Origin of the sequence: Streptomyces sp. NBC_00727 (assembly GCF_045161745.1) — a bacterium.
Classification (GTDB): domain Bacteria; phylum Actinomycetota; class Actinomycetes; order Streptomycetales; family Streptomycetaceae; genus Streptomyces.
The window spans coordinates 2852271-2875277 of sequence record NZ_CP108981.1; the positions used below are offsets into that span (position 1 = coordinate 2852271).

General features: G+C 71.8%; 22 protein-coding genes. 11 read left to right on the forward strand and 11 right to left on the reverse strand.

All coding sequences use genetic code 11. From position 1 onward, the window contains the following. The first annotated feature begins 77 nt into the window (after window positions 1-77). The 6 genes from OG242_RS12750 (at window position 78) to OG242_RS12775 (ending at window position 5967) form a co-directional block, all read left to right on the forward strand. The gene (locus tag OG242_RS12750; protein ID WP_405901589.1) at window positions 78-1661 is read left to right on the forward strand and encodes a potassium/proton antiporter; all 1584 of its coding nucleotides are present in this window, start codon (window positions 78-80) and stop codon (window positions 1659-1661) included. A gap of 316 nt (window positions 1662-1977) precedes the next feature. Further along, window positions 1978-3261: an MFS transporter gene (locus OG242_RS12755; protein WP_405898277.1), complete on the forward strand. Its 1284-nt coding sequence runs from the start codon at window positions 1978-1980 to the stop codon at window positions 3259-3261. 67 nt (window positions 3262-3328) lie between these two features. Further along, window positions 3329-3673 carry an FmdB family zinc ribbon protein gene (locus OG242_RS12760; protein ID WP_405898278.1) on the forward strand — a complete coding sequence of 115 codons (345 nt, stop codon included), beginning with the start codon at window positions 3329-3331 and terminating at the stop codon, window positions 3671-3673. Between the two features lie 109 nt (window positions 3674-3782). Further along, on the forward strand, window positions 3783-4616 hold the full coding sequence (locus OG242_RS12765; protein ID WP_405898279.1) for an S-methyl-5'-thioadenosine phosphorylase: 834 nt from the start codon (window positions 3783-3785) through the stop codon (window positions 4614-4616). A 172-nt stretch (window positions 4617-4788) separates the two neighbouring features. Then, window positions 4789-5364 (forward strand): hypothetical protein, encoded by a 576-nt coding sequence (locus OG242_RS12770; protein WP_405898280.1) that lies wholly within the window; start codon window positions 4789-4791, stop codon window positions 5362-5364. A gap of 174 nt (window positions 5365-5538) precedes the next feature. Beyond that, complete coding sequence (locus OG242_RS12775; protein WP_405901590.1) at window positions 5539-5967, forward strand: MscL family protein; 429 nt, start codon at window positions 5539-5541, stop codon at window positions 5965-5967. 22 nt (window positions 5968-5989) lie between these two features. On the opposite strand, the gene OG242_RS12780 is transcribed toward OG242_RS12775, so the two are convergent. Genes OG242_RS12780 through OG242_RS12805 form a run of 6 tightly spaced genes read right to left on the reverse strand, consistent with a single transcriptional unit; the run spans window position 5990 to window position 11567 of the window. Next, a complete protein-coding gene (locus OG242_RS12780) occupies window positions 5990-6193 on the reverse strand; it encodes a hypothetical protein (protein WP_018524894.1) in 204 nt (67 codons plus the stop codon). A gap of 36 nt (window positions 6194-6229) precedes the next feature. Next, window positions 6230-6664, reverse strand: a complete 435-nt coding sequence (locus tag OG242_RS12785) for a hypothetical protein (RefSeq protein WP_405898281.1) — start codon at window positions 6662-6664, stop codon at window positions 6230-6232. Further along, complete coding sequence (locus OG242_RS12790; RefSeq protein ID WP_405898282.1) at window positions 6661-7476, reverse strand: ubiquinol-cytochrome c reductase iron-sulfur subunit; 816 nt, start codon at window positions 7474-7476, stop codon at window positions 6661-6663. Before OG242_RS12790 ends, OG242_RS12785 begins: the two co-directional genes overlap by 4 nt. Further along, on the reverse strand, window positions 7473-8075 hold the full coding sequence (locus tag OG242_RS12795; protein WP_018104243.1) for a 4Fe-4S dicluster domain-containing protein: 603 nt from the start codon (window positions 8073-8075) through the stop codon (window positions 7473-7475). Before OG242_RS12795 ends, OG242_RS12790 begins: the two co-directional genes overlap by 4 nt. 7 nt (window positions 8076-8082) lie before the next feature. Continuing rightward, a complete protein-coding gene (locus OG242_RS12800; protein WP_405898283.1) occupies window positions 8083-10407 on the reverse strand; it encodes a molybdopterin oxidoreductase family protein in 2325 nt (774 codons plus the stop codon). Further along, entirely contained in the window at window positions 10404-11567 is a 1164-nt protein-coding gene (locus OG242_RS12805) for an MFS transporter (RefSeq protein WP_405898284.1), read from the reverse strand. Before OG242_RS12805 ends, OG242_RS12800 begins: the two co-directional genes overlap by 4 nt. A 127-nt stretch (window positions 11568-11694) precedes the next feature. On the opposite strand from OG242_RS12805, the gene OG242_RS12810 reads away from it, so the two are divergent. Continuing rightward, complete coding sequence (locus OG242_RS12810) at window positions 11695-12783, forward strand: P1 family peptidase (protein ID WP_405898285.1); 1089 nt, start codon at window positions 11695-11697, stop codon at window positions 12781-12783. Window positions 12784-12917: 134 nt separating this feature from the next. Then, window positions 12918-13673 (forward strand): DUF6227 family protein, encoded by a 756-nt coding sequence (locus OG242_RS12815; RefSeq protein ID WP_405898286.1) that lies wholly within the window; start codon window positions 12918-12920, stop codon window positions 13671-13673. 79 nt (window positions 13674-13752) lie between these two features. Here the strand turns inward: OG242_RS12815 and OG242_RS12820 are convergent, their stop codons facing one another. Further along, complete coding sequence (locus OG242_RS12820) at window positions 13753-15273, reverse strand: MFS transporter (RefSeq protein ID WP_405898287.1); 1521 nt, start codon at window positions 15271-15273, stop codon at window positions 13753-13755. Between the two features lie 62 nt (window positions 15274-15335). On the opposite strand from OG242_RS12820, the gene OG242_RS12825 reads away from it, so the two are divergent. After that, window positions 15336-16319, forward strand: coding sequence for a helix-turn-helix transcriptional regulator (locus tag OG242_RS12825; RefSeq protein ID WP_405898288.1), 984 nt, complete (start codon window positions 15336-15338; stop codon window positions 16317-16319). Window positions 16320-16415: 96 nt separating this feature from the next. Here the strand turns inward: OG242_RS12825 and OG242_RS12830 are convergent, their stop codons facing one another. Then, on the reverse strand, window positions 16416-17414 hold the full coding sequence (locus OG242_RS12830) for an RNA polymerase sigma factor RpoD/SigA (RefSeq protein WP_405898289.1): 999 nt from the start codon (window positions 17412-17414) through the stop codon (window positions 16416-16418). Between the two features lie 389 nt (window positions 17415-17803). Here OG242_RS12830 and OG242_RS12835 point away from each other — a divergent pair, with 389 nt between their 5' ends. Further along, a complete protein-coding gene (locus OG242_RS12835) occupies window positions 17804-18850 on the forward strand; it encodes a questin oxidase family protein (protein WP_405898290.1) in 1047 nt (348 codons plus the stop codon). A gap of 80 nt (window positions 18851-18930) precedes the next feature. Here the strand turns inward: OG242_RS12835 and OG242_RS12840 are convergent, their stop codons facing one another. Beyond that, window positions 18931-19713 (reverse strand): dioxygenase, encoded by a 783-nt coding sequence (locus tag OG242_RS12840; protein ID WP_405898291.1) that lies wholly within the window; start codon window positions 19711-19713, stop codon window positions 18931-18933. Between the two features lie 135 nt (window positions 19714-19848). On the opposite strand from OG242_RS12840, the gene OG242_RS12845 reads away from it, so the two are divergent. Continuing rightward, a complete protein-coding gene (locus OG242_RS12845) occupies window positions 19849-20361 on the forward strand; it encodes a MarR family winged helix-turn-helix transcriptional regulator (RefSeq protein WP_405898292.1) in 513 nt (170 codons plus the stop codon). Window positions 20362-20445: 84 nt separating this feature from the next. On the opposite strand, the gene OG242_RS12850 is transcribed toward OG242_RS12845, so the two are convergent. After that, complete coding sequence (locus OG242_RS12850; protein WP_405898293.1) at window positions 20446-21978, reverse strand: MFS transporter; 1533 nt, start codon at window positions 21976-21978, stop codon at window positions 20446-20448. A 171-nt stretch (window positions 21979-22149) separates the two neighbouring features. Continuing rightward, the gene (locus OG242_RS12855) at window positions 22150-22797 is read right to left on the reverse strand and encodes a TetR/AcrR family transcriptional regulator (protein WP_405898294.1); all 648 of its coding nucleotides are present in this window, start codon (window positions 22795-22797) and stop codon (window positions 22150-22152) included. Window positions 22798-23007: the final 210 nt, after the last annotated feature.

Consider the following 23007-nt stretch of genomic DNA (forward strand, 5'->3'; position numbering starts at 1 on the left):
CGGCCGCCGGAAGACGATCCGGCAGGCGTACGCAGGGAGAGGACCGGCCACTGACTGTCCACACACTCAACGAACTCCTGCTCGTCTGCTCACTCGTCCTGCTCGTCGCCGTCGCGGCGGTGCGCATCTCGTCCCGCAGCGGGCTTCCCAGCCTGCTCCTGTACCTGGGCATCGGCATCGCCCTGGGGCAGGACGGCTTCTTCGACGTCAAGTTCGACAACGCGGAACTGACGCAGGTCATCGGCTACGCGGCGCTCGTCGTGATCCTCGCCGAGGGCGGCCTCGGCACGAAGTGGAAAGAGGTCAGGCCGGCACTGCCCGCTGCCGCGATGCTGTCGCTCGTCGGCGTCGGCATCAGCGTGGGCGTGACCGCGGCCGGGGCGCACTACCTGGTCGGCCTGGAATGGCGGCAGGCGCTCATCATCGGCGCCGTCGTCTCGTCCACGGACGCCGCAGCCGTCTTCTCCGTGCTGCGCAAGGTCCCGCTGCCCGCCCGCGTCACCGGTGTCCTGGAGGCCGAGTCCGGCTTCAACGACGCCCCCGTCGTCATCCTCGTGGTCGCCTTCTCGACCGTCGGCGAGGTCGACAGCTGGTACGTGCTGATCGGCGAGATAGCCCTGGAACTGGCCATCGGCGCAGCCGTCGGCATCGCGGTCGGCTGGCTCGGCTCGTACGGACTGCGCCATGTGGCCCTGCCCGCCTCCGGCCTCTACCCGATCGCCGTCATGGCCATCGCGGTGTCCGCGTACGCCGCGGGCGCCATGCTCCACGGCAGTGGCTTCCTCGCCGTCTACCTCGCGTCGATGATCCTCGGCAACGCCAAACTGCCGCACTGGCCGGCGACCCGGGGCTTCGCGGACGGACTCGGCTGGCTGGCCCAGATCGGCATGTTCGTCCTGCTCGGACTGCTGGTCACCCCGCACGACCTGCTCGACGACTTCTGGCCCGCCGTCGTCGTGGGCCTGGTGCTGACCGTGGTGGCACGGCCGCTGGAGGTCTTCATCTCGCTGCTGCCGTTCCGATTGCCCTGGCAGGAGAAAGCCCTCATGTCCTGGGCCGGACTGCGCGGCGCCGTGCCCATCGTTCTGGCGACCATTCCCATGGTGTCCGGAATCGACGGCTCCGCCCGCGTCTTCAACATCGTCTTCGTCCTGGTCGTCGTCTACACCCTCATCCAGGGCCCGACCCTGCCCTGGCTCGCCAAGGCACTCAACATCAAGGACGACCCGTCCGAGGCCTCCGACCTGGGCATCGAGTCGGCGCCCCTGGAGCGGCTGCGCGGGCACCTGCTGTCGGTGGCCGTTCCCGCGGAGTCGAAGATGCACGGTGTCGAGGTCGGCGAACTGCGCATGCCCGCGGGCGCCGCGGTCACCCTCGTCGTACGCGACGACAAGAGCTTCGTACCCGCCCCCTCGACGGTGCTGCGGCGCGGCGACGAACTGCTCGTCGTGGCCACCGACCCGGTGCGCGACGCGGCCGAGGCCCGGCTGCGCGCGGTCGCCGAGGGCGGCAAGCTGGCCGGCTGGCTCGGGACGCCCGGCGGGCAGCCCGCCGGGCAGGAGTCCCCCGTGCCGCAGGTGGCCGGGGCGCTCAAGGCGGTCAAGAAACTCGGCGGCAGGGCGGACGAGGGCAAGAAACGCAACGCGAAGGCACACCACTGAGCGCACACAGTGTTCACAGGCGGCGAGGGGCGGGGTGCGCACAATCGCAGGGCCTCCGCCCTTCCTGCCTGTAGCATGAAGGAAACCTAGAACCACCAATTGATCGACCAACTCTGCCTGACGCAGAGCTGGCGCGACCGTATGGCGGTCGTGGCGTCCTCCGTACCGGCTGTGCACCGCACGCCGGCCGCGAGCGCCCGGCATCTACCGCAGTTCCGCGCGAAGAGGACAGCTCTCGGCAGCCCCCGCCCGGCCCGCACCCCTGTGCCGGCCGCCCCGGGGAGCACGGCCACCAGGCGGCAGAAAGGCAAGGACCGTGGCGTCCACGGTCTCCGACCGCCCCGGATACGGGCAGTTGCTGCGCACCCCCGGTGCGTGGACCTTCCTCCTTCCCGGCTTCGCCGCACGGCAGCCCTTCGCGATGCTGACCATCGGCATCGTGCTGCTGGTCCAGCACACCACCGGCTCCTACGGCAGCGCGGGCGCCGTCGCGGCCGTCACCGGGGTCTCCATGGCCCTGTTCGCCCCGCAGACCGGCAAGCTCGCCGACCGCTTCGGCCAGCAGGCCGTCCTGCTGCCCGGCGTACTGCTCCATGCCGCCGCCGTATCCCTCCTGGTGACACTCGCCCTGGCGGACGCGCCCCTGTGGGCCCTGTTCGCCGCGGCCGCCCCGACCGGCGCGTCCGTCCCGCAGATCGGCCCCATGGTGCGCGCCCGCTGGGCAGCCGTGCTGGGAGCCGCCCCCGGGCGTGAGGCGTCGCCGCTGCTGGCGACGGCCGCCGCGTTCGAGTCGGTGACGGACGAGTTCACCTTCGTCATCGGCCCCGTCCTCGCCACCGCGCTCTGCACCGGAGTGCACCCGGCGGCCGGTCTGATCGCGGAAGCCGCGCTCACCCTGGTCGGCGGCCTGCTCTTCGCCGCGCGGCGCGCCACCCAGCCGCCCGTCCGCGACCGCGCCCTGCCCGGCGCCGAGCGGCACGCCTCCGCCCTGTCCATCCCCGGCGTGCGCGTCCTCGCGGTCGCCTTCCTGGGCATCGGCTCGGTCTTCGGCGGCATGCAGGTCTCGCTGACCGCGTTCGCCGAGGAGATCGGCAACCCCGGCGCCAACGGTGTGCTGTACGGGATCTTCGCCGCCGGCAACATGCTCGCCGGGATCGCCTGCGGAGCCATCGCCTGGAAGGTGGGACCCCGCCGCCGCCTGGTCGTCGGCTACACCGGGCTGGCGCTGACCGCGTCGGGCCTGTGGGCGATGCACTCGGTGCCGCTGCTCGCCGCGCTCGGCCTGCTGGTCGGGCTCTGCATCGCTCCGGCCCTGATCAGCGGCTACACGCTGGTCGAGGCGCTGGTGCCGGGGTCCGCGCGGACCGAGGCGTTCACCTGGCTGACGGGCGCGGTCGCGCTGGGCCAGGCGGCCGCGGTGACGGTGGCCGGCCGGCTCGCGGACGGACACGGCGCGAGCACCGGATTCCTGGTGCCGCTGGTGGGCACGGTGCTGGCGCTGGTCACCCTCGTGACGCTGCGTTCGAGGCTTCTTCCGGCCGGTCCGGGGCGGACCGTGGCACGTGGTATCGGTCACCGCGGGCCGGTCACGGTGGACTGATCCAGCGGAATGCGTCACTATGGAGCGTCGTTAGCACTCATCGAGTCAGAGTGCCAGGAGGAACAAAGTGCCGACCTACCAGTACCAGTGCACCGAGTGTGGCGAGGGCCTCGAAGCGGTGCAGAAGTTCACCGATGACGCCCTCACGGTGTGCCCGAACTGCGACGGACGCCTGAAGAAGGTGTTCTCGGCGGTCGGCATCGTCTTCAAGGGTTCCGGCTTCTACCGGAACGACAGCCGCGGCTCCTCGTCGAGCAGCACCCCGGCTTCCTCCGCATCGAAGACCGCCGGTTCCGGATCGTCCTCCACCGGCTCCTCGACCTCGTCGGAGACGAAGTCGTCGCCCGCCCCGGCGTCCACGTCGTCGGCCTCCTCGTCCTCTTCCTCGACGAGCGGTTCGTCAGCCGCCTGAGCAGCCGGCCCCACAGCCTTCGCGAAGACCCCGCCGAGCCGCTCGGCGGGGTCTTCGCGCACCCGCGCCCGCCTGCGGGGAGGGCGGGCCCGGCGCCTAGGGTGACCGCATGGCGAACGCAGAGATCGGTGTGATCGGCGGCTCGGGGCTGTACTCCTTCCTGGAGGACGTCACCGAGGTCCGCGTGGAAACCCCCTACGGAGAACCCAGCGACTCCGTATTCATCGGCGAGACCGGCGGCCGCCGGGTCGCCTTCCTCCCCCGGCACGGCCGCGGCCACCACGTGCCCCCGCACCGCATCAACTACCGCGCCAACCTGTGGGCGCTGCGCTCGGTCGGCGTACGCCAGGTGCTCGCCCCGTGCGCGGTGGGCGGGCTGCGCCCGGAGTACGGGCCGGGCACCCTGCTCGTACCGGACCAGCTCGTGGACCGCACGAAGACCCGCGTCCAGACCTATTACGACGGTGAGACCCGGGCCGACGGGATCCTGCCGAACGTCGTCCACCTCGGGTTCGCGGACCCGTACTGCCCCATGGGCCGCAAGGCGGCGCTGGCCGCCGCGCGGGGCCGGGACTGGGAGGCCGTGGACGGCGGCACGCTGGTGGTCGTGGAAGGGCCGCGCTTCTCGACCCGCGCCGAGTCGCGCTGGCACGCCGCGATGGGCTGGTCCGTGGTCGGCATGACCGGGCACCCCGAGGCGGTGCTCGCCCGCGAACTGGGGCTCTGCTACACCACGATGACCCTGGTAACGGACCTGGACGCGGGCGCCGAGGCGGGCGAGGGCGTCTCCCACGAGGAGGTGCTGAAGGTGTTCGCGGCCAATGTGGACCGGCTGCGCACGGTCCTCTTCGACGCGGTGGCGGGGCTGCCGTCGGAGGCGGACCGCGGGTGCCCGTGCGGGCACGCGCTGGACGGGATCGATACGGGGATCGCGCTGCCGTAGGGCGCTGGTCGTAGCTGCGGCGGGTGGCGGAGTTATCCACATCCGGTGGACGGTCCACAGGCTCCGGCGGGAATCGTGCGGACGGCGCATCGTGGGGGTTGTCCGGCGGCCGAACCCACGGGTTCCGGCGGCCGGCCCGACCCGAAGACTCCCGACGCAGGCGGTGTTCGCGATGCGCTCCTCACGTTCTCCCTTCTCGCCCCGGTCCGGCCCCGCCGCTCCGTTCACGGGCGCGCCGCCGGGGCCGCTGCCCTCTCCCGCGCCCTGCGGGGTGCCCGCGTTCCCGCCGCTGCGGGTGCGCGGGGGCACCGGTCAGCGGCTGCGCCGGGCGGTGTGGCGGCAGCGCCGGTCCATGGCGGCCGGGCTGGCGCTGACGGCGGCCGCGCTGGCGGTCTCCGGGTTCGCCGGGGGCGGTGGCGGCGGGCACGGCGGTGGTACGGCGCAGGGCGCGGCCCGGGAGCGGGCGTCGCCGCCGGTGCGTCTGGTGTCGGCGCCGGTGCGGATCGCGGACGCGGAGACCGTGCGGCTGCTGCGGCCGGGCGACCGGGTGGACGTGGTCGCGTCGGGGGATGCCGGGGCGGCGGAGGCCCGGGTGCTGGCCAGGGGCGCGCGGGTGGAGCGGGTGCCGGCGGCCGTCGGGGGTGCGGGCGAGGCGGGGGCGCTGGTCGTGCTGGCGGTGCCGAGGGCGACGGCCGCCGATCTGGCGGGTGCGGGGATTTCCGGTGGATTCGCGGTGATCCTGTGTTGATTCGTACTGACGACCTATCACCTCACCTGGCAGCCCGCCTGAATGGGCTGGTTGCGTGCCCCACTGCCGTAGGTTGCCGGGGAGTCCACCCCACTTGTGGCATTTACGGAGGGCGGCGCAGCCGTGAGCGAGACAAAGAAGGTCAGTCTGCTGGAGGGCTTCAAGGCCTTCCTGATGCGTGGCAACGTGATCGATCTGGCGGTTGCCGTCGTCATCGGCGCGGCGTTCACGAACATCGTGAACTCGATCGTCAAGGGGGTCATCAACCCGCTCGTCGGTGCGTTCGGCACCCAGGACCTGGAGAAGTACAGCTCCTGTCTGAAGGCTCCGTGCGGGACGGACCCGGCGACGGGCGAGGCGACGGAGGGCATCCGGATCATGTGGGGTTCGGTGCTCAGCGCGACGCTCAGCTTCCTGATCACCGCCGCCGTCGTCTACTTCCTGATGGTCCTGCCGATGGCGAAGTACCTTGCCCGGCGGGCCGCGATGCAGGCGGCGAAGGAGGGCGTCCAGGAGACGCTGGAGGTGACCGAGCTGGAGGTCCTGAAGGAGATCCGCGACACCCTGGTCGCGCAGCGCGGCGGCAGCGGGAACCCCGCCTAGGGCGCTCCCGCCGGGGCCGGTGTCAGATGTGGTGCGGCGGCTTCTCGTCCAGGAAGCGCGCCAGGTCGGCGGCGCTGTTGCCGGACGGGGCCCGCTCGCCCCACCCCTGGTCCGTGTCGTCCGCGGACTGCTGGTCCAGCGGATCGTCGAAGATCAGCGCCGGCCTGGGCCGGTCCGGCGTGGTGGGCTCCGCATCGCGCGGGCCGGGAGCGGGGGCGGTACTCATACCTCCAGGGTACGGCCGTCCGGCCGGGGCAGGCGGTCAGCGGTCCTTGGGGTCGATGAGCCAGAGCCCGAGGACCACGAGGAACGACAGGCAGAGGAACCCGGCGCCCCACCAGGCGGTGCCGGAGTTGCCCTCCATCCATTCGTCGACGATGACCGTCAGGCCCCACAGCTGCCCGATGACGACGCTCATGGCCAGCACGAGGCGGGCGGTGAGCTTCGAGGACCGCTCCGGCTCCTGGTCGGTGCCGGCACCGGGCCCGGGCCCGGTGTGGCGGACCCGGGGGTCCCCATAGCCGCTGGTGGGCCGGATCTGCGGGTAGCGCTCGTGGACGGGCCGGTTGAGCTCGGCCCGCGCGCTGCCGGGGTGGTACTCGGGATAGCGCGGCCCCGGGTGCTGCGGGGGTCCGAGGTACTGCGAGTCGGGAGAGGGCTGTGGGCCGGTCGCCGGGCTGCGGTCGTCGTCGCTCATGCCGGGCTCCCGGGGGTGTCGGACATGCCGGCCGCGGTACGGGTGCGCGTACGGGACGGACCCGGGGCGGGCCCGGGGGCCGCCGTGCGGGCGGCGGCCCCGGAAGCGGGGGGTGCCTCGGCACCGTCGCGGACGCCGGGGCAGCCGAGGCGGGAGGCCAGGTCGGGGCGGTCCTCGCCGAGCTGGCGGCACAGCCCGTGCTCGATGCTCTCGCCGGACCGGGTGGTGCCGACGGCCCAGATGCTGCCGTCGGTCTGCTCGGTGAGCACGACCTTGGGCAGCCCCCGGGGCGGCGGTCCGGCGGTGACCTCGCCGCTGCGGGCGTCGAAGACGCCTTCGTGGCAGGGGCAGTACAACTCGCCCTCGGTGCCCCGGTCCTTGCGCCAGAGCACCCCGCAGGCGAGATGGGTGCAGATCGCGGAGTAGCCGACGAGGGTGCCGTCGTTGAGCCGGACGGCGACCGCGCGGTCCTCCTCATCGGGGTAGTCGAAGGCGATGGACTCACCGGGAAGGAGCTGTGCGGCGATCTTCTTCGGGGCGGGGGCCTTGCCGTTGTCGTCGGGGTCGCCATGGCGGGGCAGGATGCCGCCGGCGACGCCGAGACCGCCGATGGCGAGCCCGCCGGACACGGTGGCGACGATGCGCAGGTAGTCGCGGCGGGTGGTGAGTGCGTCGGCGGCGATCCGGTCGTGCAGGGCCTCGCGCGGGTCCCCGGAGGCCGGCTGTCCGGGCGGGCCGGGAGGCGTGCTGCCGGGGTCGCGGGGCGGGGGCTGCTTCGGGTCGCCGGGGGGCGGGTAGTGGGTTTCGGTCACCGTCGGACGTCCTTCCCGTTGATCTCGACGACGGGCAGGCCACCGGGTACCGGCCACTGGACCCGGTCGGCGGGCACGACCATCGCGACGCCGGTGCGGACCTCGCTCTCGCCGAAGACGAAGGAGTCGGCGACCTGGACACCGGGGCGTTCGGCCTGGAGCTCCTCGGCGGTTCCGTAGAAGAGCGCGCCGGTCGGGCAGACGGTGGCGCACATGGGGGCGAGGCCGTAGGCGGTGCGGTCGTAGCAGAGGTTGCACTTCATCTGCAGCTTCGCCTGGAGGTCGATCTTCGGTACGCCGAAGGGGCAGGCGTTGACGCAGTTGGCGCAGCCGATGCAGCGGGTGGTGTCGGCCTGCTGCACGACGCCGTCGGCGGTCACCAGGATCGCGTCGGCGGGGCACACCTCGGCGCAGGGGGCGACGGGGTCCTCGCAGTGCATGCAGACCGTGGGAAGGGAGGCGACGGACTGGCCCTCGTCGGTGTAGTCGAGGTGGATCATGGACTTGCCGCGGTGCGAGTCGCATTCGCGGCAGGCGGAGACGCAGGCCTGGCAGCCGATGCAGCGCCCCGGGTCGATGAAGATCGTGCGGCCCATCATGCGGGCATCAGCTCCTCTCCGAGGTGCCGCGGCCCTGCGGGGAGGTGGGCGGCAGCGGGTCGGTGCGGGAGACCTGGGTCTCCGGGTAGGCGACGTGCCCGGGGGCGACCGGGGGCGCGGGGACCACGTCGATCCGCTCGGCGTGCTCGATGCGGCAGGCGCACACCTTGTACTCGGGGATCTTGGAGCGGGGGTCGAGGGCGTCGATGGTGAGGACGTTGGCGGCGGTGGGGACCGGCCAGTGGTAGGGGATGAAGACGGTGTCGGGGCGGATCGCCTCGGTGACCAGGGCGGGGAAGACCTCGCTGCCGCGCCGGGTCACGACGCGGACGGGTTCGCCGTTGCGGAAGCCGTGCGAGGGGTGGACCTCGGCCCAGGGGCGGGGGGTCTGTTCGACGAGGGCGCCCAGGCGGCGGGTCTGGTTGCCGGAGAGGAAGTGGGCGACGGTGCGTCCGGTGGTGAGCGTCATGGGGTGCTCGTCGTCGTACGGGTCCATCGGCGGGTGCCACTCGACGACCTGGAGGTGGATCTTGCCGTCGGGGTGGTAGGTCTTCCCGTCCTCGAAGAGCCGGGGGGTACCGGGGTGGTCGGTGGAGGGGCAGGGCCAGGCGATGCCGCCGGTCTCCTCCAGCCGTTCGTAGGTGATGCCGTAGTAGTCGTTGACGGTGCCGGCGGAGGCGATCCGCAGTTCGTCGAAGACCTGGCGGGAGTTGTCGAAGGCGAACTTGTCGCCGGCGCCGAGCCGTCGGGCGAGTTCGCACATCACCCAGGTGTCCGTACGGACGCCGGGGGGTGGGTCCTGGGCCTTGTTGTGCTTGACCACGCGGGCCTCGGCGTTGGCCATGACGCCGTCGTCCTCGGCCCAGGTGGTGACGGGGAAGACGACGTGCGCGTTGGCGGCGGTCTCGGAAAGGAAGAAGTCGAATTGGGCGTGGAACTCAGTGGCGTCGTACCCCTCCTTGACCACCTTGTAGTTGGGCAGGGACACGAAGGGGTTGTTGCAGACGCCGATCAGGCCGCGGATCTCGCGGCGCTGCATCTGCCAGACCATTTCCATCATCGAGGTTCCGGCGGGCGGGAGTTCGGACTCCTCGATGCCCCAGATCTCGCAGATCTGCCGGCGGTGCTCCGCGTTGTTGATGGAGCGTCCGCCGGGAAGGAGGTCGGATTTCTGGCCGTGCTCGCGGCCGCCCTGCCCGTTGCCCTGGCCGGTGATGGTGCCGTAGCCGGCGCCGGGCTTGCCGATGTTCCCGGTGGCGGCGCAGAGGTTGATCACGGTGAGGCAGTTCTCGACGCCCTGCGAGTGGTGCTCGATGCCGCGGGCGTGCCAGGCCATGGCCTTGGGCGCGCGGGCGAAGGTGCGGGCGACCTGGACGATCTGTTCGGCGGGGACACCGCAGATCTCGGCGGCGCGGGACGGCGGGTACTCGGCGACCTTGGCCTTGACCTCTTCCCAGCCGGTGGCGTGGCCGGCGAGGTAGGCCTCGTCGGTGAGGCCCTCCTCGACGATGACGTGGAGCACGGAGTTGAAGAACGCGGAGTCGGTGCCGGGTTTCAGCGCGACGTGGATGTCGGCGGTCCGGGCGACGGCCGTCTCGCGGGGGTCGATCACGATGAGGCTGGCGCCGCGGTCCCGGGCGCCCCACACGTACTGCGTCATCACGGGGAAGCACTCGCCGACGTTGGAGCCGGCGATGAGCAGGCAGTCGGTGAGGAGGATGTCGGAGAAGGGGTTGCCGGCCCGGTCGATGTTGAAGGCCAGTTTGTTGGCGCCGGCCGCGCTGACCATGCAGAGCCGGCCGTTGTAGTCGACGTGCCGGGTCTTGAGGGCGACCCGGGCGAACTTGCCGACCAGGTAGGTCTTCTCGGAGAACAGGCTCGCTCCACCGAGCAGCCCGAAGGCGTCGTTCCCGTACGTCTGCTGGATGCGCCTGATCTCGGCGACGGTGAAGTCGAGCGCCTCGTCCCAGGAGACCTCGCGAAGTTCCTCGTCGCGGGAGCGCCGCATGAGGGGGGCGGTGAGCCGGTCGGGGTGATTGACCTGCTGGTAGGCGTTGATGCCCTTCGGGCACAGGCGCATGCGGTTGATGTCGTGGTTGCGGGGTTCGACGCCGAAGACCTTGCCGCCGCGGTCGACGCGCAGATACATGCCGCACTGGACGCCGCAGAAGCAGCAGTGGGTGGGGACGAGGGTCTCGCCGTTCTGGTCGGCGTGCCACCGGTCGGCGGGGATTCCGCCCGCGTCGCGGAAGGCGCGGGTGCCCGGGGGTGCGAGGGAGGGATCGAGGGGGACGACCGCATGCGGTTCGGGCGTGCGCGAGTCCGCGGTCATTTGAAGCCCTTCTTCACCTGGGAGAGGTAGGCGCTGCCTCGCAGCACCCGCTTGCAGCGCGGGCAGTACTCGGCCCACTCGTCGAAGCCGAGGCTGAGGTCGCGCATGGTGCCGCGGAGGTTGTCGACGTACGGGGTGGTGTCGATGGGTTCCTCGCAGCGGCGGCAGCTGAAGACCTCTTCGTCCTGCCGGCCGGTGTACTTGAACAGCTGCATACCGACGGCGGCGGGCCGCTGGACGATGTGGAAGAACTTCCCGAACGGGATGTAGATGAGGGTGAAGACCACCGCGACCATGTGGAGGATCGCCAGGAACTCGTAGCCGCCGCCGTGCAGGAAGATCGAGGAGAAGGTGAGGAGCAGACCGGTCACCGAGATGACGATGAGCGCGATCAGCGGCACCAGGTCGTAGCCGAACCGCTGGCCGGTGATGGCCGCGCGGTCCTTCATGCGCCGCCACAGGAAGTACGAGGCGCCGGGGATGACGAGGACTGCGGCGATGTCCAGGCCGTGGAACATCAGCCAGCCGAGGAAGTCGAGGGAGTCGAACCCGATGATCTTGAAGCCCCAGACACGCATCTCGTAACCGGGTCCGGAGCCGGTGCCCGAGGTGAAGGTGAACCAGCCCCAGGTCAGCGGGAAGGTGATCAGCGAGGCGAGGACGCAGCCCCAGAAGATCAGCTGGTGGGCGGCCCAGCGGGCGTGCGAGCGGGCGCCGAGGAACTTCTGGAAGCCGAGGTAGGTGGCGATCATCTTCGGCAGTGCGGTGGGCGCCCGCCGGAAGTTGTCGACCGAGAAGAGGCTCCCCCAGCCCTTCTTGAACAGCCGTTTGGCGCCGGGCCCGGAGACCCAGACGGTGTACCGGTACGCGACGCCGAAGGCGAGGAACACCGTGGCCACGGCGTACGGCAGCAGCGCGGAGTCGAAGTGCTCCAGGAACCGGCTGCCGAGCACGATGGCCACGACCAGCAGGAGGGAGACGATGACGCCCGCCGCGGTCGCCCGCCCGGTGACGGACCGGGGAACGAGCCCCCCGGCGCGCACGGACCCGCCCTGCGGCGGCGGACCGCCGGCCCCGTCGACGGCCCCTTCGACGGCCCCGGGAGGGCCCCCGGGGGCGGGCTGCGCGGCTGCGCCTGCGGCTTCAGGTGGCTCGGTCACGCTGCCACGGTAGGGCGGCGTGTGGTGATTGGTCCTGTTTTGTGGGCCCAGGGGGTGAGCGAGTCGCGGGGGCCGTCGACGGTACGTTGGCCGCCCGTCCACCCGCCTCCCTCCGAAGGAGCCCCTCATGACCCGTCAGGACGCCCTCACCGACGTTCACGGGCTGCGCGTAGGCCATGCGCGGGTCCCCGGGGAGGGTGCGCTCTCCGGCACCACCGTCGTACTCGCACCCGAGGGCGGGGTCGTCGCCGCCGTCGATGTGCGGGGCGGCGGGCCGGGGACGCGGGAGACGGACGCGTTGGATCCGCGCAACCTGGTGCAGCGCATCGACGCGGTCGTGCTCACCGGTGGCAGTGCGTTCGGGCTCGACGCGGCGTCCGGGGTGATGGCGTGGCTGGAGGAGCGGGGGCGCGGGGTGCGGGTGGGCGCCGATCCGGCCCAGGTGGTCCCCGTGGTCCCGGCGGCCTGCGTGTTCGACCTGGGCCGGGGCGGCGACTGGCAGGCCAGGCCGGACGCGGCGACGGGCCGGGCCGCGGTGGAGGACGCGGCGCGTGCGCAGGAGGGTGCGGCGGTCGCCGAGGGGTGTGTCGGCGCGGGCACGGGCGCGGTCGCCGGGCAGCTCAAGGGCGGGGTGGGGACGGCGAGCGTGTTGTTGCCGTCCGGGGTCACCGTGGGCGCGCTCGTCGTGGTCAACGCGGCGGGTTCGGTGCTCGATCCTCGTACGGGGGTGCTGTTCGGGGAGTACGGCGGCGAGGAGCCGGCCGTCGCGCCGCCGGCCGCGGTCCACGAGGCGGCGCAACGGCGCCTGGCACAGGCGCGCGACGCGAACACGCGCCCCCCGCTCAACACCACGCTCGCCGTCGTCGCCACCGACGCCGGCCTCACCCGCGCGCAGGCGCAGAAGCTCGCGGGCACGGCGCACGACGGGCTGGCGCGCGCCATCCGGCCCGTGCACCTGATGACCGACGGGGACACCGTGTTCGCGCTCGCCACCGGCCGGCAGGACCTGGACGCGGAGAACCCGGGCGCGCTCAACCCGCTGCTCGCGGCGGGTGCGGAGGCCGTGGCCCGGGCCATCGTGAAGGCGGTCCGGGCGGCCACGGGCGTCGAGGGCCGTACCGGCGGGGGCACCTTCCCCTCGTACGGCGACCTCTACGGACCGCCACCGCACGCCGGGAACGAGCAGGGCGGGGAAACCGACTCGCCCCCCGCGTAGGGAAGTTCGGGCGGCGTGCACGGAACCTTCCGCGCGCCCCGTGCGTTTTCCTGAACCCCGGTCCCGATGTCAGCCCCAGGGGCTACGTTATGCACGCATCGAGTCACACGCGGCGACGGCCTGGAGACAGCACCTTGAGCGATCCGTACGAGACGACCGAGCAGCACCTCGAGCGAATCCTGCGTCGGGCTCTCAATTCGTTCGACCTGCCCGACAGCACGGTGGAGCGGCTGGGCTCCGCGCTGGCCCACAGCAGCTCCCTGCACTCCTCGCACCACAGCGCCACCCTGCACCGCGAGACGTACCGCCATACGTACCTGCTGAGCGACGGCTCCGCGTCGACCCTGTGGGAGCTGGTGCACGGCGGTCCGCGCGGGGCCGGTCATCCCGACACCCGGCAGCACGAGCTGTACGACGACGAGGCCGACGCGCACATCGCCGTCGCCCGGCTGACCGGCAGCCTGTGGGATGTTCCGGAGTTCGGCGACGAGGAGGGGGCGCAGGCCGACCTGGAGCTCATGTCGGCCCTGCTGGCGGCGCCCCCGGCCCCGCTCCCCCGGATGTACGCGCCGGACAATTCCGCGGACCACGCCCGCCGCGTGCTGCGCCGCGCGGAGAACGGCGACGTGCCCGGCGAGGAGACCGCCCATCTGCTGCGGGCCGCCTTCGCCCACCACATCACGCAGGTCTTCGGCCGTCAGTGCCGGGTGGAGGGCCGGGACGCCGGCTTCACGCTGTACGAGCACGCGTTCCTGCTCCTCGACGGCAGCGAGACGAGCCTGTGGGAGGTCGAGCACACGGCGACGCCGGACGGCCGCCACATGTGCGAGGTGTACGGGGACGAGGAGACGGCGCGCGGCGCGATGGAATCCCGTACGCGCATCTGCTGACCCGGTCCGCCGCATGCCGGTGCCCGCGTCCCCCCGGGGGGATGCGGGCACCGGTGACTCTGCCGCGTACGCCGTCCGGTCAGTGCGTGAGCACCGGCTCCTTGGCGGGCTCCTCCGCGGCGGGCTCGTCCTCCGTCGCGCCCTCCACGTGCTGCTTCGGCCTGGCCGGCAGGGCGAACATCACCACGAAGATCAGCAGCAGCACACCGGTCACCCACCACAGCGACTGCTCGAAGGCGTCCGCGAACGCCGGGCCGACCTGCGCCTGGGTGAGCCGGTCGCCGATCGCCCCGTAGAAGACGACCGAGACGAGCCCGAGGCCGAGCGCGTTGCCCATCTGCTGCACGGTGTTGAACAGGCCGGAAGCGGAACCGGAGTGCTCCTTGGGCACCTCGGACAGCACCGCGTCGGCCAGCGGGGCCACGATCAGGCCCATGCCGACACCCATGACGACCAGGGGCAGCGCCATCTGGAGGGACGTGATGTCCATGCCGTAGTGGTTCGACTCCCAGATGTAGAGCAGCAGGCCGGCCGCCATGAGCAGGGCACCCGTCTGGAGGACCTTGCGGCCGAAGCGGGGCACCAGCTTCTGTACGGAGAGGCCGGCGGCCACCGAGACGGAGACGGAGAACGGGATTCCGGTCGTACCGGCCCGCAGCGCGGTCCAGCCGAGGCCCATCTGCATGTACAGCGTCCAGACCAGGAAGAAGATGCCGAGCCCGATGCCGAAGGTCAGCTGCACGGCGATCCCGGCGGCGAAGCTCCGGACCCGGAACAGCGACAGCTCGATCAGCGGCGACCCGTCCCGGCCGGCCTTGGCGCGCTCGAACAGCACGAGGACGAGGAAGACGAGGACGCTCCCGGCCATCGACAGGTAGCCCCACAGCGGCCAGCCCAGCTCACGGCCGCGGGTCAGCGGGTAGATCAGCATCAGCATGCCGAGCGTGACGAGCACGACGCCGACCAGGTCGAGGCGCAGCGCCTTGGGCGACTTGGACTCGGTGATGAACTTGCTGCCGAGGACCAGGCCGAGGATGCCGACGGGCAGGTTGATCAGGAAGATCGGGCGCCATTCGAGACCGGCGATGTTCCACTCGGTCAGCAGCGCGCCCAGCAGGGGCCCGGAGACCGCGCCGAGGCCGACGATCGCGCCGAAGAGGCCGAAGACCTTGCCGCGCTCGTGGGCGGGGAAGGTGGCGTGCACGATCGACAGGACCTGCGGCACCATCAGCGCCGCCGTCGCGCCCTGGAGGAAGCGGGAGGCGACCAGCATCTCCGGGTTGGCGGCGAAGCCGCAGAGCGCGGAGGCGAGGGTGAAGCCCGCTATGCCGATGAGGAAGAGCCGCTTGCGGCCGTAGATGTCCCCGAGCCGGCCGCCGGTGATGAGCCCGGCGGCGAAGGCCAGGGCGTATCCGGCGACGATCCACTGGATGGAGCTGAACGAGGCGCCGGTGTCCCGCTCAATGCTGGGAATGGCGATGTTGACGATCGTGACGTCGACCAGGTCCATGAAGGCCGCGGTCATCACGATGGCCAGGGCGAACCACCGGCGGCGGTCCGAGGGAGCCGCGGGGGACGGCAGTGGTGCGGAGGAAGTCATGGGAAGAACCTAAACAGCCAATAGGACAGATCATGACCCAATGAGCGCGCATGCTGGGTGGCATGACCGATACCCCGGCACGACTGCTGAATCTGCTGTCACTGCTCCAGACGCCGCGCGAGTGGCCGGGCAGCGAGCTCGCCGAGCGGCTCGCCGTCAGCCCGCGCACGATCCGCCGGGACGTCGACCGCCTCCGTGACCTCGGCTATCCGGTCGAGGCGTCACGCGGTTCGGTCGGCGGCTACCGGCTGGTGGCGGGCGCCGCCATGCCGCCGCTGCTGCTGGACGACGAGGAGGCGGTCGCCATCGCGGTGGGGCTGCGGGCCGGGGCCGGCCATGCCATCGAGGGCGTCGACGAGGCGTCCGTACGGGCGCTGGCCAAGCTGGAGCAGGTGCTGCCGTCCCGGCTGCGCCACCGGGTCTCCACCCTGCAGAACGCGACGGTGCCGCTCGCCCGGGGCGACGGCTCGACGATCGACCCGCAGACCCTGACCGTGATGGCCTCGGCGGTCACCGGCCGGGAGCGGCTGCGGTTCGCGTACCGGGCGGGGGACGGCGCTCAGACGCGGCGGCAGGTCGAGCCGTACCGGCTGGTGAGCACCGGGTGGCGTTGGTATCTGGTGGCGTACGACCTGGAGCGGGAGGCGTGGCGCACGTTCCGGGTGGACCGGGTGAGCGAGCCGTTCGCGACGGGGGCCCGGTTCGCGCCGAGGGAGCTGCCGGAGGGGGACGCGGCGGAGTTCCTGTCGAGTTCGATGGCGCGTCGGCAGTCGGAGATCGAGGTGGATGTGAGCTTCGCGGCGCCGCCGGAGTCCGTCGCGTCGCGGCTGCACGGCCGGATGGGTCCGCTGGAGCCGGAGGGCGAGGGCGGCTGCCGGCTGCGTGCCGTGCTGCGGGACCAGCTGGAGTGGGTGGCGGTGCGGCTGGCGATGGTGGACTGCGAGTTCACCGTGCACGGGCCGCCGCAGTTGGTGGCGTACGTGGCGGATATGGGCGGACGGCTCAGCCGCGCGGCCTCCGGCACGGAACCGGACGGGCGCGCGTAAAAGAATGAGCCCCGGCGCCAGGGGGGGGTGGGCGCCGGGACTCAGCTCAGGGGGGCCAGGTGAAGCGGCCCAATTCGGAGGTTACTGGACTTGGGCTCAGGCCGCAGCGTCAAAGCCCGTGTCGTGAGCCATTCGCTTCAATTCGAGGAGAGCGTGCTTCTCGATCTGGCGGATGCGCTCGCGGGTGAGGCCGTGTTCCTTGCCGACCTCGGTCAGCGTACGCTCGCGGCCGTCCTCGATGCCGTACCGCATGCGGATGATCGACGCGGTCCGGTTGTCGAGCTTGCCGATCAGCTCCTCCAGCTCCTCGCTGCGCAGCAGGGTGAGGACCGACTGCTCGGGCGAGACTGCGGAGGTGTCTTCGAGGAGGTCGCCGAACTGGGTGTCGCCCTGGTCGTCCACGGACATGTTGAGGCTGACCGGGTCGCGGGCCCAGTCCAGGACGTCACCGACGCGGCCCGGGGTGGAGCCGAGCTCGGCGGCGATCTCGGCGTGCTCCGGGTCTCGCCCGTTCTCGCGGTTGAACTCGCGCTGCACCCGGCGGATGCGGCCCAGCTCCTCCACGAGGTGGACGGGGAGCCGGATCGTGCGCGACTGGTCCGCTATGGAACGGGTGATGGCCTGGCGGATCCACCACGTGGCGTACGTGGAGAACTTGAAGCCCTTGGCGTAGTCGAACTTCTCGACCGCGCGCACCAGGCCCGCGTTGCCCTCCTGGATCAGGTCGAGCAGGGGGAGCCCGGCCCGCGGGTAGCGGCGGGCGACGGCGACGACGAGACGGAGGTTGGAACGGATGAATACGTCCTTCGCGCGCTCGCCCTCGGCGACCAGTGCCTCCAGCTCCTCGCGCGAGGCGCCGCCCGCGTCGCTCTCGGCCTGGCCGTCGAGGATCTGGCGGGCGTAGACGCCTGCCTCGACCGCCTGCGACAGGTCGACTTCCTTGGCGGCGTCGAGCAGTGGCGTACGCGCTATCTCGTCCAGGTACATGCCGACCAGGTCGCGATCGGCGATCTCTCCGCCCACGGCGCGAACGCTGCTCGCCCGGTTGGTCCCGCCGGTGGCGGACGAACGACGGGCGACGGCACGGGTTGCCATGCGTGCTCCCTTGCTGAGTAGGTCGCGACACCCTCTCGGGTGCCCTGCATCCGATGGAAACAACGACTGGAATCCGGACAGAATTCCCATGCCTGGCATTCAATTTCGCGGTCATGCAGTACCCTGTCGCGCCGCCGGGGCGGGCGCGTGGCGCGGCCGGGCACGTTTACGCAGGTCGGAGTGGGTCTCCGGGGTGTTTCGGGGCCCTTCGACACCCTCTGCGGTGACTCTTCCGCGCTAGTACCCCGGTAGACGTCGGGTACGGGTCGCCGGTTGCCCGGACCGTTACCCGGACCTCCGTCCCGGGTCCGTAGTCCTAGGCCCCATGCCCGGGACCTTGGGACCGCAGTCCGTTACCGGGCGCGCCCCAGGTGCATAGCGTCACTGTCATGGACGAGACGACACACACCACCGCCCCCGACTCCTCCGGAACGCTCGACGAGGCCCTGGAGCGGCTGCACTCCTCCGGCCCCGAGCGCGACGGCTGGCTGAGCAACCACGCGCCCATGGCGGTGGAGGCCCTGGTCCGCAACGGCCAGGCGGCCTCCGTCCACCGCTGGCTCGACCACTACCGGGCGAAGCTGGAGGACATGCCGGACCGTTTCGCGGAGGTGACCCCGGCGAACTGGCAGGAGGCCCTCGGCGACCCCCGCCGCATCGCCGACTGGGCGGCGTACTTCGAGCGGGAGACGGCGGACCGGCCCTGGCGCGAGGTGCTCGCCGCGTGGTGGCCCCGGCTGCTCCCGGGCATCGCGGGCGGCGCCACGCACCCGGTGATCCGGGTCGGCCACAGCGTGCGCACCCTGCTGACGACCGAGGAGAGCGGCCCCCGCGTCAAGGAGCTGGCCCACGCGCTCGGCTACTGGGCGGCCCGCCACCAGCCGCTGCCCCCGCCGGCCCCGCTCGCCCCGGCCCGGACGGCCGGCGAGGCGCTGGCCGCCGTGGCCCGGGTGCCCGACCAGAGCGGCGGCATCCAGGCCCGGCTGGCCCAGATCACGGCGTTCCCGCAGTGGCAGGGCGCGGCCGTGACCGGCGCGGACGAGGCGCGCGCCGGTCTGGAGGAGCTGGTGGGGGCGGCCGTCCACCGCTACGCGGAGTACGGGCACGGTTCGCCGGTGATGCTGGTGCACGCGGCGACCGCGCCCAACGCCGTACTGCGGACGCTGCCGGCGCTGCCGCGCGAGCTGTGGGCGCCGAGCGTGGGGGCGGCGTGGGCGGCGAGCGCGGCGGTGACCGCCGCGTACTCCCCCGCCGAGGCCGCCGTGCTCCCGGCCGGGTACGGGGCGTCGCTCACCGCCGATGAGGTGTTCGCGCGGGCGGCTGCGCACGGCGACGACCACACCATCAAGTTCACGGACACCGCGCTGGACGTGGGCGACGCGGCGGCCCTGGCGGCGGCGCTGCGCTCGGTGGAGCTGAACCCTCCGGTGCTCTGAGCCGGGCGGCGGGTACGGGTACGCGAGTGCGCCCCCGTACCCGTACCGCGCCGGCCGCCTACCCGTACCGCGCCGGCCCTCTATCCGTACTGCACGGAGCGCTTCGCGAGTCCCATCCAGAAGCCGTCGATCACGCTGCGGCCCTGGTCGAGCTCCTGCTCGGCGGCGCCGAGGGTGACGAAGAGCGGGGCGAAGTGCTCGGTGCGCGGGTGTGCCAGGCGGCCCGCCGGGGACTTGTGCCGGAAGTCCAGGAGGGCGTCGATGTCCTGTGCCTGGAGTGCGCGGTGTCCCCACTCGTCGAACTCCGCCGACCAGCCGGGGGTGGAGCCGCTGGTGTGCCGCAGGGCGGCGAGGTTGTGCGTGAAGAAGCCGCTGCCGATGATCAGGACGCCCTCGTCGCGCAGCGGCGCCAGCTTGCGCCCGATGTCCATCAGCTTCTGCGGGTCGAGCGTGGGCAGGGAGATCTGGAGCACCGGGATGTCCGCCTCGGGGAACATCTCGACCAGCGGTACGTAGGCACCGTGGTCGAGGCCGCGGTCCGGGATGTCCTGGACCGGCGTACCGGCGCCGCGCAGCAGCCCGGTCACGCTCTCGGCGAGTCGCGGGGCGCCGGGGGCGGCGTAGCGCACCTGGTAGTAGTGCTCGGGGAAGCCCCAGAAGTCGTAGACCAGCGGGACCGTCTCGGTCGCGCCGAGTGCGAGCGGGGCCTCCTCCCAGTGGGCGGAGACCATGAGGACGGCGGTGGGGCGTGGGAGCTCCGCCGACCAGGCGGCCAGCTCGCCGGGCCAGACGGGGTCGTCGGCCAGGGGCGGGGCGCCGTGGGAGAGGTAGAGGGCGGGCATGCGCTCCGCGGTGATTGTCATGACACTCCCCATCTGCGGCTACTCAAGGTAAGTCTTCTGTAGGAGGCTTCGACAGGGAAGATTCTTTAATCTTCAAGCTCCTACCTTCGGAGACCTTAGCTCTATCTAGTTCAACTTTCAAGAAAAGGTCGTACAGTGGAGTACATGACCACGGCATCAACCGGTGCGCCGCTCTGGCTCACCGACGAAGAACAATGCGTCTGGCGGGCGTATCTGCACGCCACCACGCTTCTGGAGGATCACCTCGACCGCCAGTTGCAGGCCGATGCCGGCATGCCGCACATCTACTACGGCCTGCTCGTCCAGCTCTCCCAGGCGCCCCGCCACCGCATGCGGATGACCGAACTGGCCAGGAACGCCAAGATCACCCGTTCCCGCCTCTCCCACGCGGTGGCCCGGCTGGAGAAGAGCGGCTGGGTGCGCCGCGAGGACTGCCCCTCCGACAAGCGCGGCCAGAACGCCGTCCTGACCGACGAGGGCCACGAGATGCTGCGCCGCTCCGCGCCCGGCCATGTGAAGGCCGTCCGCCAGGCGATGTTCGACCGCCTCACGCCCGAGCAGGTGCACTCGCTGGGCGAGATCATGCAGGTCCTGGCGGCCGGACTCCAGCCGGAGGGCGCGGACGCCGACCTCCCCTGGCTGCGCTGAGCCACCCGCCCCGACATACCTCTGCCCCGGCCCTCTCGTACGAGGGAACCGGGGCAGAAACGTATCCGCAGAGGCGGCGACGGATCAGTGGGCGACGACCGGAACCCGGATCTCGTCCTCGACACCGTCCACGTCACCGGAAGCGGAACCCTCGGAGGTGCCCGCCGACGTCGGACGGCCCGCGTTGATGAAGGTCAGCGCGATCGCGGCGGCGACCACCAGGATGCCGACGGCCCACCAGATGGCACCGGTGAAGCCGTGCACCATCGACTCGAGCTTCAGCAGCTCGGGGTTCTTGGCGCCGAGCGCGGCGTGCGAGGTGGCGTACGCCGTGGCGGCCGAGGCGGCGATCGTGTTCAGCAGGGCCGTACCGATCGCACCGCCGACCTGTTGCGAGGTGTTGACCATCGCGGAGGCGACACCCGCGTCACGCGGCTCGACACCGTGCGTGGCCAGCGACATGGCCGGCATGAACGCCGTACCCATGCCCAGACCCAGCAGCAGCTGCCCCGGCAGGATGACCGCGGCGTACGAGGAGTCGACGCCCAGGCGCGTCAGCAGCAGCATGCCGACCGCGGCGGTCAGGAAGCCCGGACCCATCAGCTTGCGGGCCGGGACCCGCGTCATCAGCCGGGCGCCGATCTGCGTGGACCCGGTGATCATGCCCGCGATCATCGGCATGAAGGCGAAGCCGGTCTTGATCGGCGAGTAGCCCTTGACGACCTGCAGGTAGTACGTGAGGAAGAGGAACAGGCCGAACATCGCGATGACGGCCAGGCCCAGCGAGAGGTAGACGCCACCGCGGTTGCGGTCCATCACGACGCGCAGCGGGAGCAGCGGCGACTTGACCTTGGCCTCGGTCAGGACGAAGGCCAGCAGCAGGACGGCCGAGGCGACGAACGAACCGACGGTCAGCGCGTCCGACCAGCCCGCGGACTCGGCGCGGGTGAACCCGTACACCAGCGAGACCAGACCCAGCGCGGACAGGACGACGCCCGGGACGTCGAGCGGGGAGCGGTTGCGGCTGCCGGCGGGCTCACGGATGACGAAGTACGCACCGGCGGCGGCGATGATCGCGAAGGGGATGTTGACGAAGAACGTCCAGCGCCAGTTCAGCGTCTGGGTGAGCAGACCGCCGAGGATCAGGCCGACGGCGCCACCGCCACCGGCGATAGCCCCGTAGATCCCGAACGCCTTGGCGCGCTCCTTGGCGTCGGTGAACATCACCGCGAGCAGCGAGAGGGCGGCCGGCGCGAGCAGTGCGCCGAAGACGCCCTGGAGGGCGCGGGAGCCGAACAGCATGCCCTGGTTCTGCGCGGCGCCGCCGAGCGCGGAGGCCAGCGCGAAGCCGATGAGGCCGACGACGAAGGTGCGCTTGCGGCCCCAGAGGTCGGCGATGCGCCCGCCGAAGAGCAGCAGTCCGCCGAAGGCGAGGGCGTAGGCGGTGATGACCCACTGCTTGTTGGCGTCGGTGATGCCGAGTGCGGTCTGGGCGTGCGGCAGCGCGATGTTCACGATCGTGGCGTCGAGCACGACCATCAACTGTGCGAGCGCGATGAACGCCAGCGCTTTCCAGCGACTGGGGTCGGGGAGTCGGAGATCAGCTGTTTTTGACATGGGAGTAGCCACCTAGGGGCGCGCGAGGGCGCAGAAGATCGCGAACCGTGCGTGCCGCTGGTCGCGGGCACGGCTGAGGGCAGGTCTGACGGCAGGTCTGAGTGCAGGTCTGACGGAGGTGTCGTCGGGCTTCAGGGGAGGGAGAAGAGGGAAGGGCGGGCGCGGATCACGTCACGTCCGGCGCCGCAGGTCCTCCAAGGTCGCCGCCGTCCCGGGGAGTACGGACCGGGCCGGGGCCGCGAGTCCGTCCAGGAACAGCTGGATGTGGCGGTGGGTGAACCGGTCGATGTTCGGGCAGGCGATGCCCGGCAACGGCCGGGTGAGCTGGGAGAGGGCGACCAGTACGTCACCGACGGCGATGTCGGTGCGCAGGCGCCCGGCGGACATGGCGCGCGCGACGAGCCCTTCGACGGCCTCTTCGAGGCGTCGGCGCTCGGCGAGCAGTTCGGGGTGGTCCTTGTCGAAGCCGCCGGACAGCATGGGGCACAGGGCCCCGATGCGTTCGTCGGCCGCCGCGTGGACGAAGCGGGTGAGCGCGTCGAAGGGGTCCGCCTCCTCGGCGGCCGCCTCCTCGGCGCGGTCGGTGGTACGGGAGGTGACGGCGAGCACGACCTCGTGGACGAGGGCGGCCCGGTCGGGGAAGTTCCGGTAGAGGGTGGCGTTGCCGACGCCCGCGCGGCGGGCGACCTCGTCGAGCGGCACGTCGGGCCCGAACTCGACGAACATCTCGCGCGCGGCCGTCACGATCCGCTCCCGGTTGCGCAGCGCGTCGGCCCTCGGCCTGGGAGTACGCGGCTGAGCGGGTGCGGTGGTGGCCACGGCAGTGCTCCTTCTCTTCCGGCTGTCTTGGGCTGCGGTCACGGCGGGAGGACCAACCGGGGACCGCTTCCCCGTTTCGCGGGGGACACGAGTTCAAACGGGGAAACCCTCCCCGGTTATTTCCCTCTCCTTTGTGACCTGCGTCACGCACACCGTGGTCGCTGAAAACCAACCGAACGGCGCACCCAGCGAGCGGCCCGCGATCGCCCG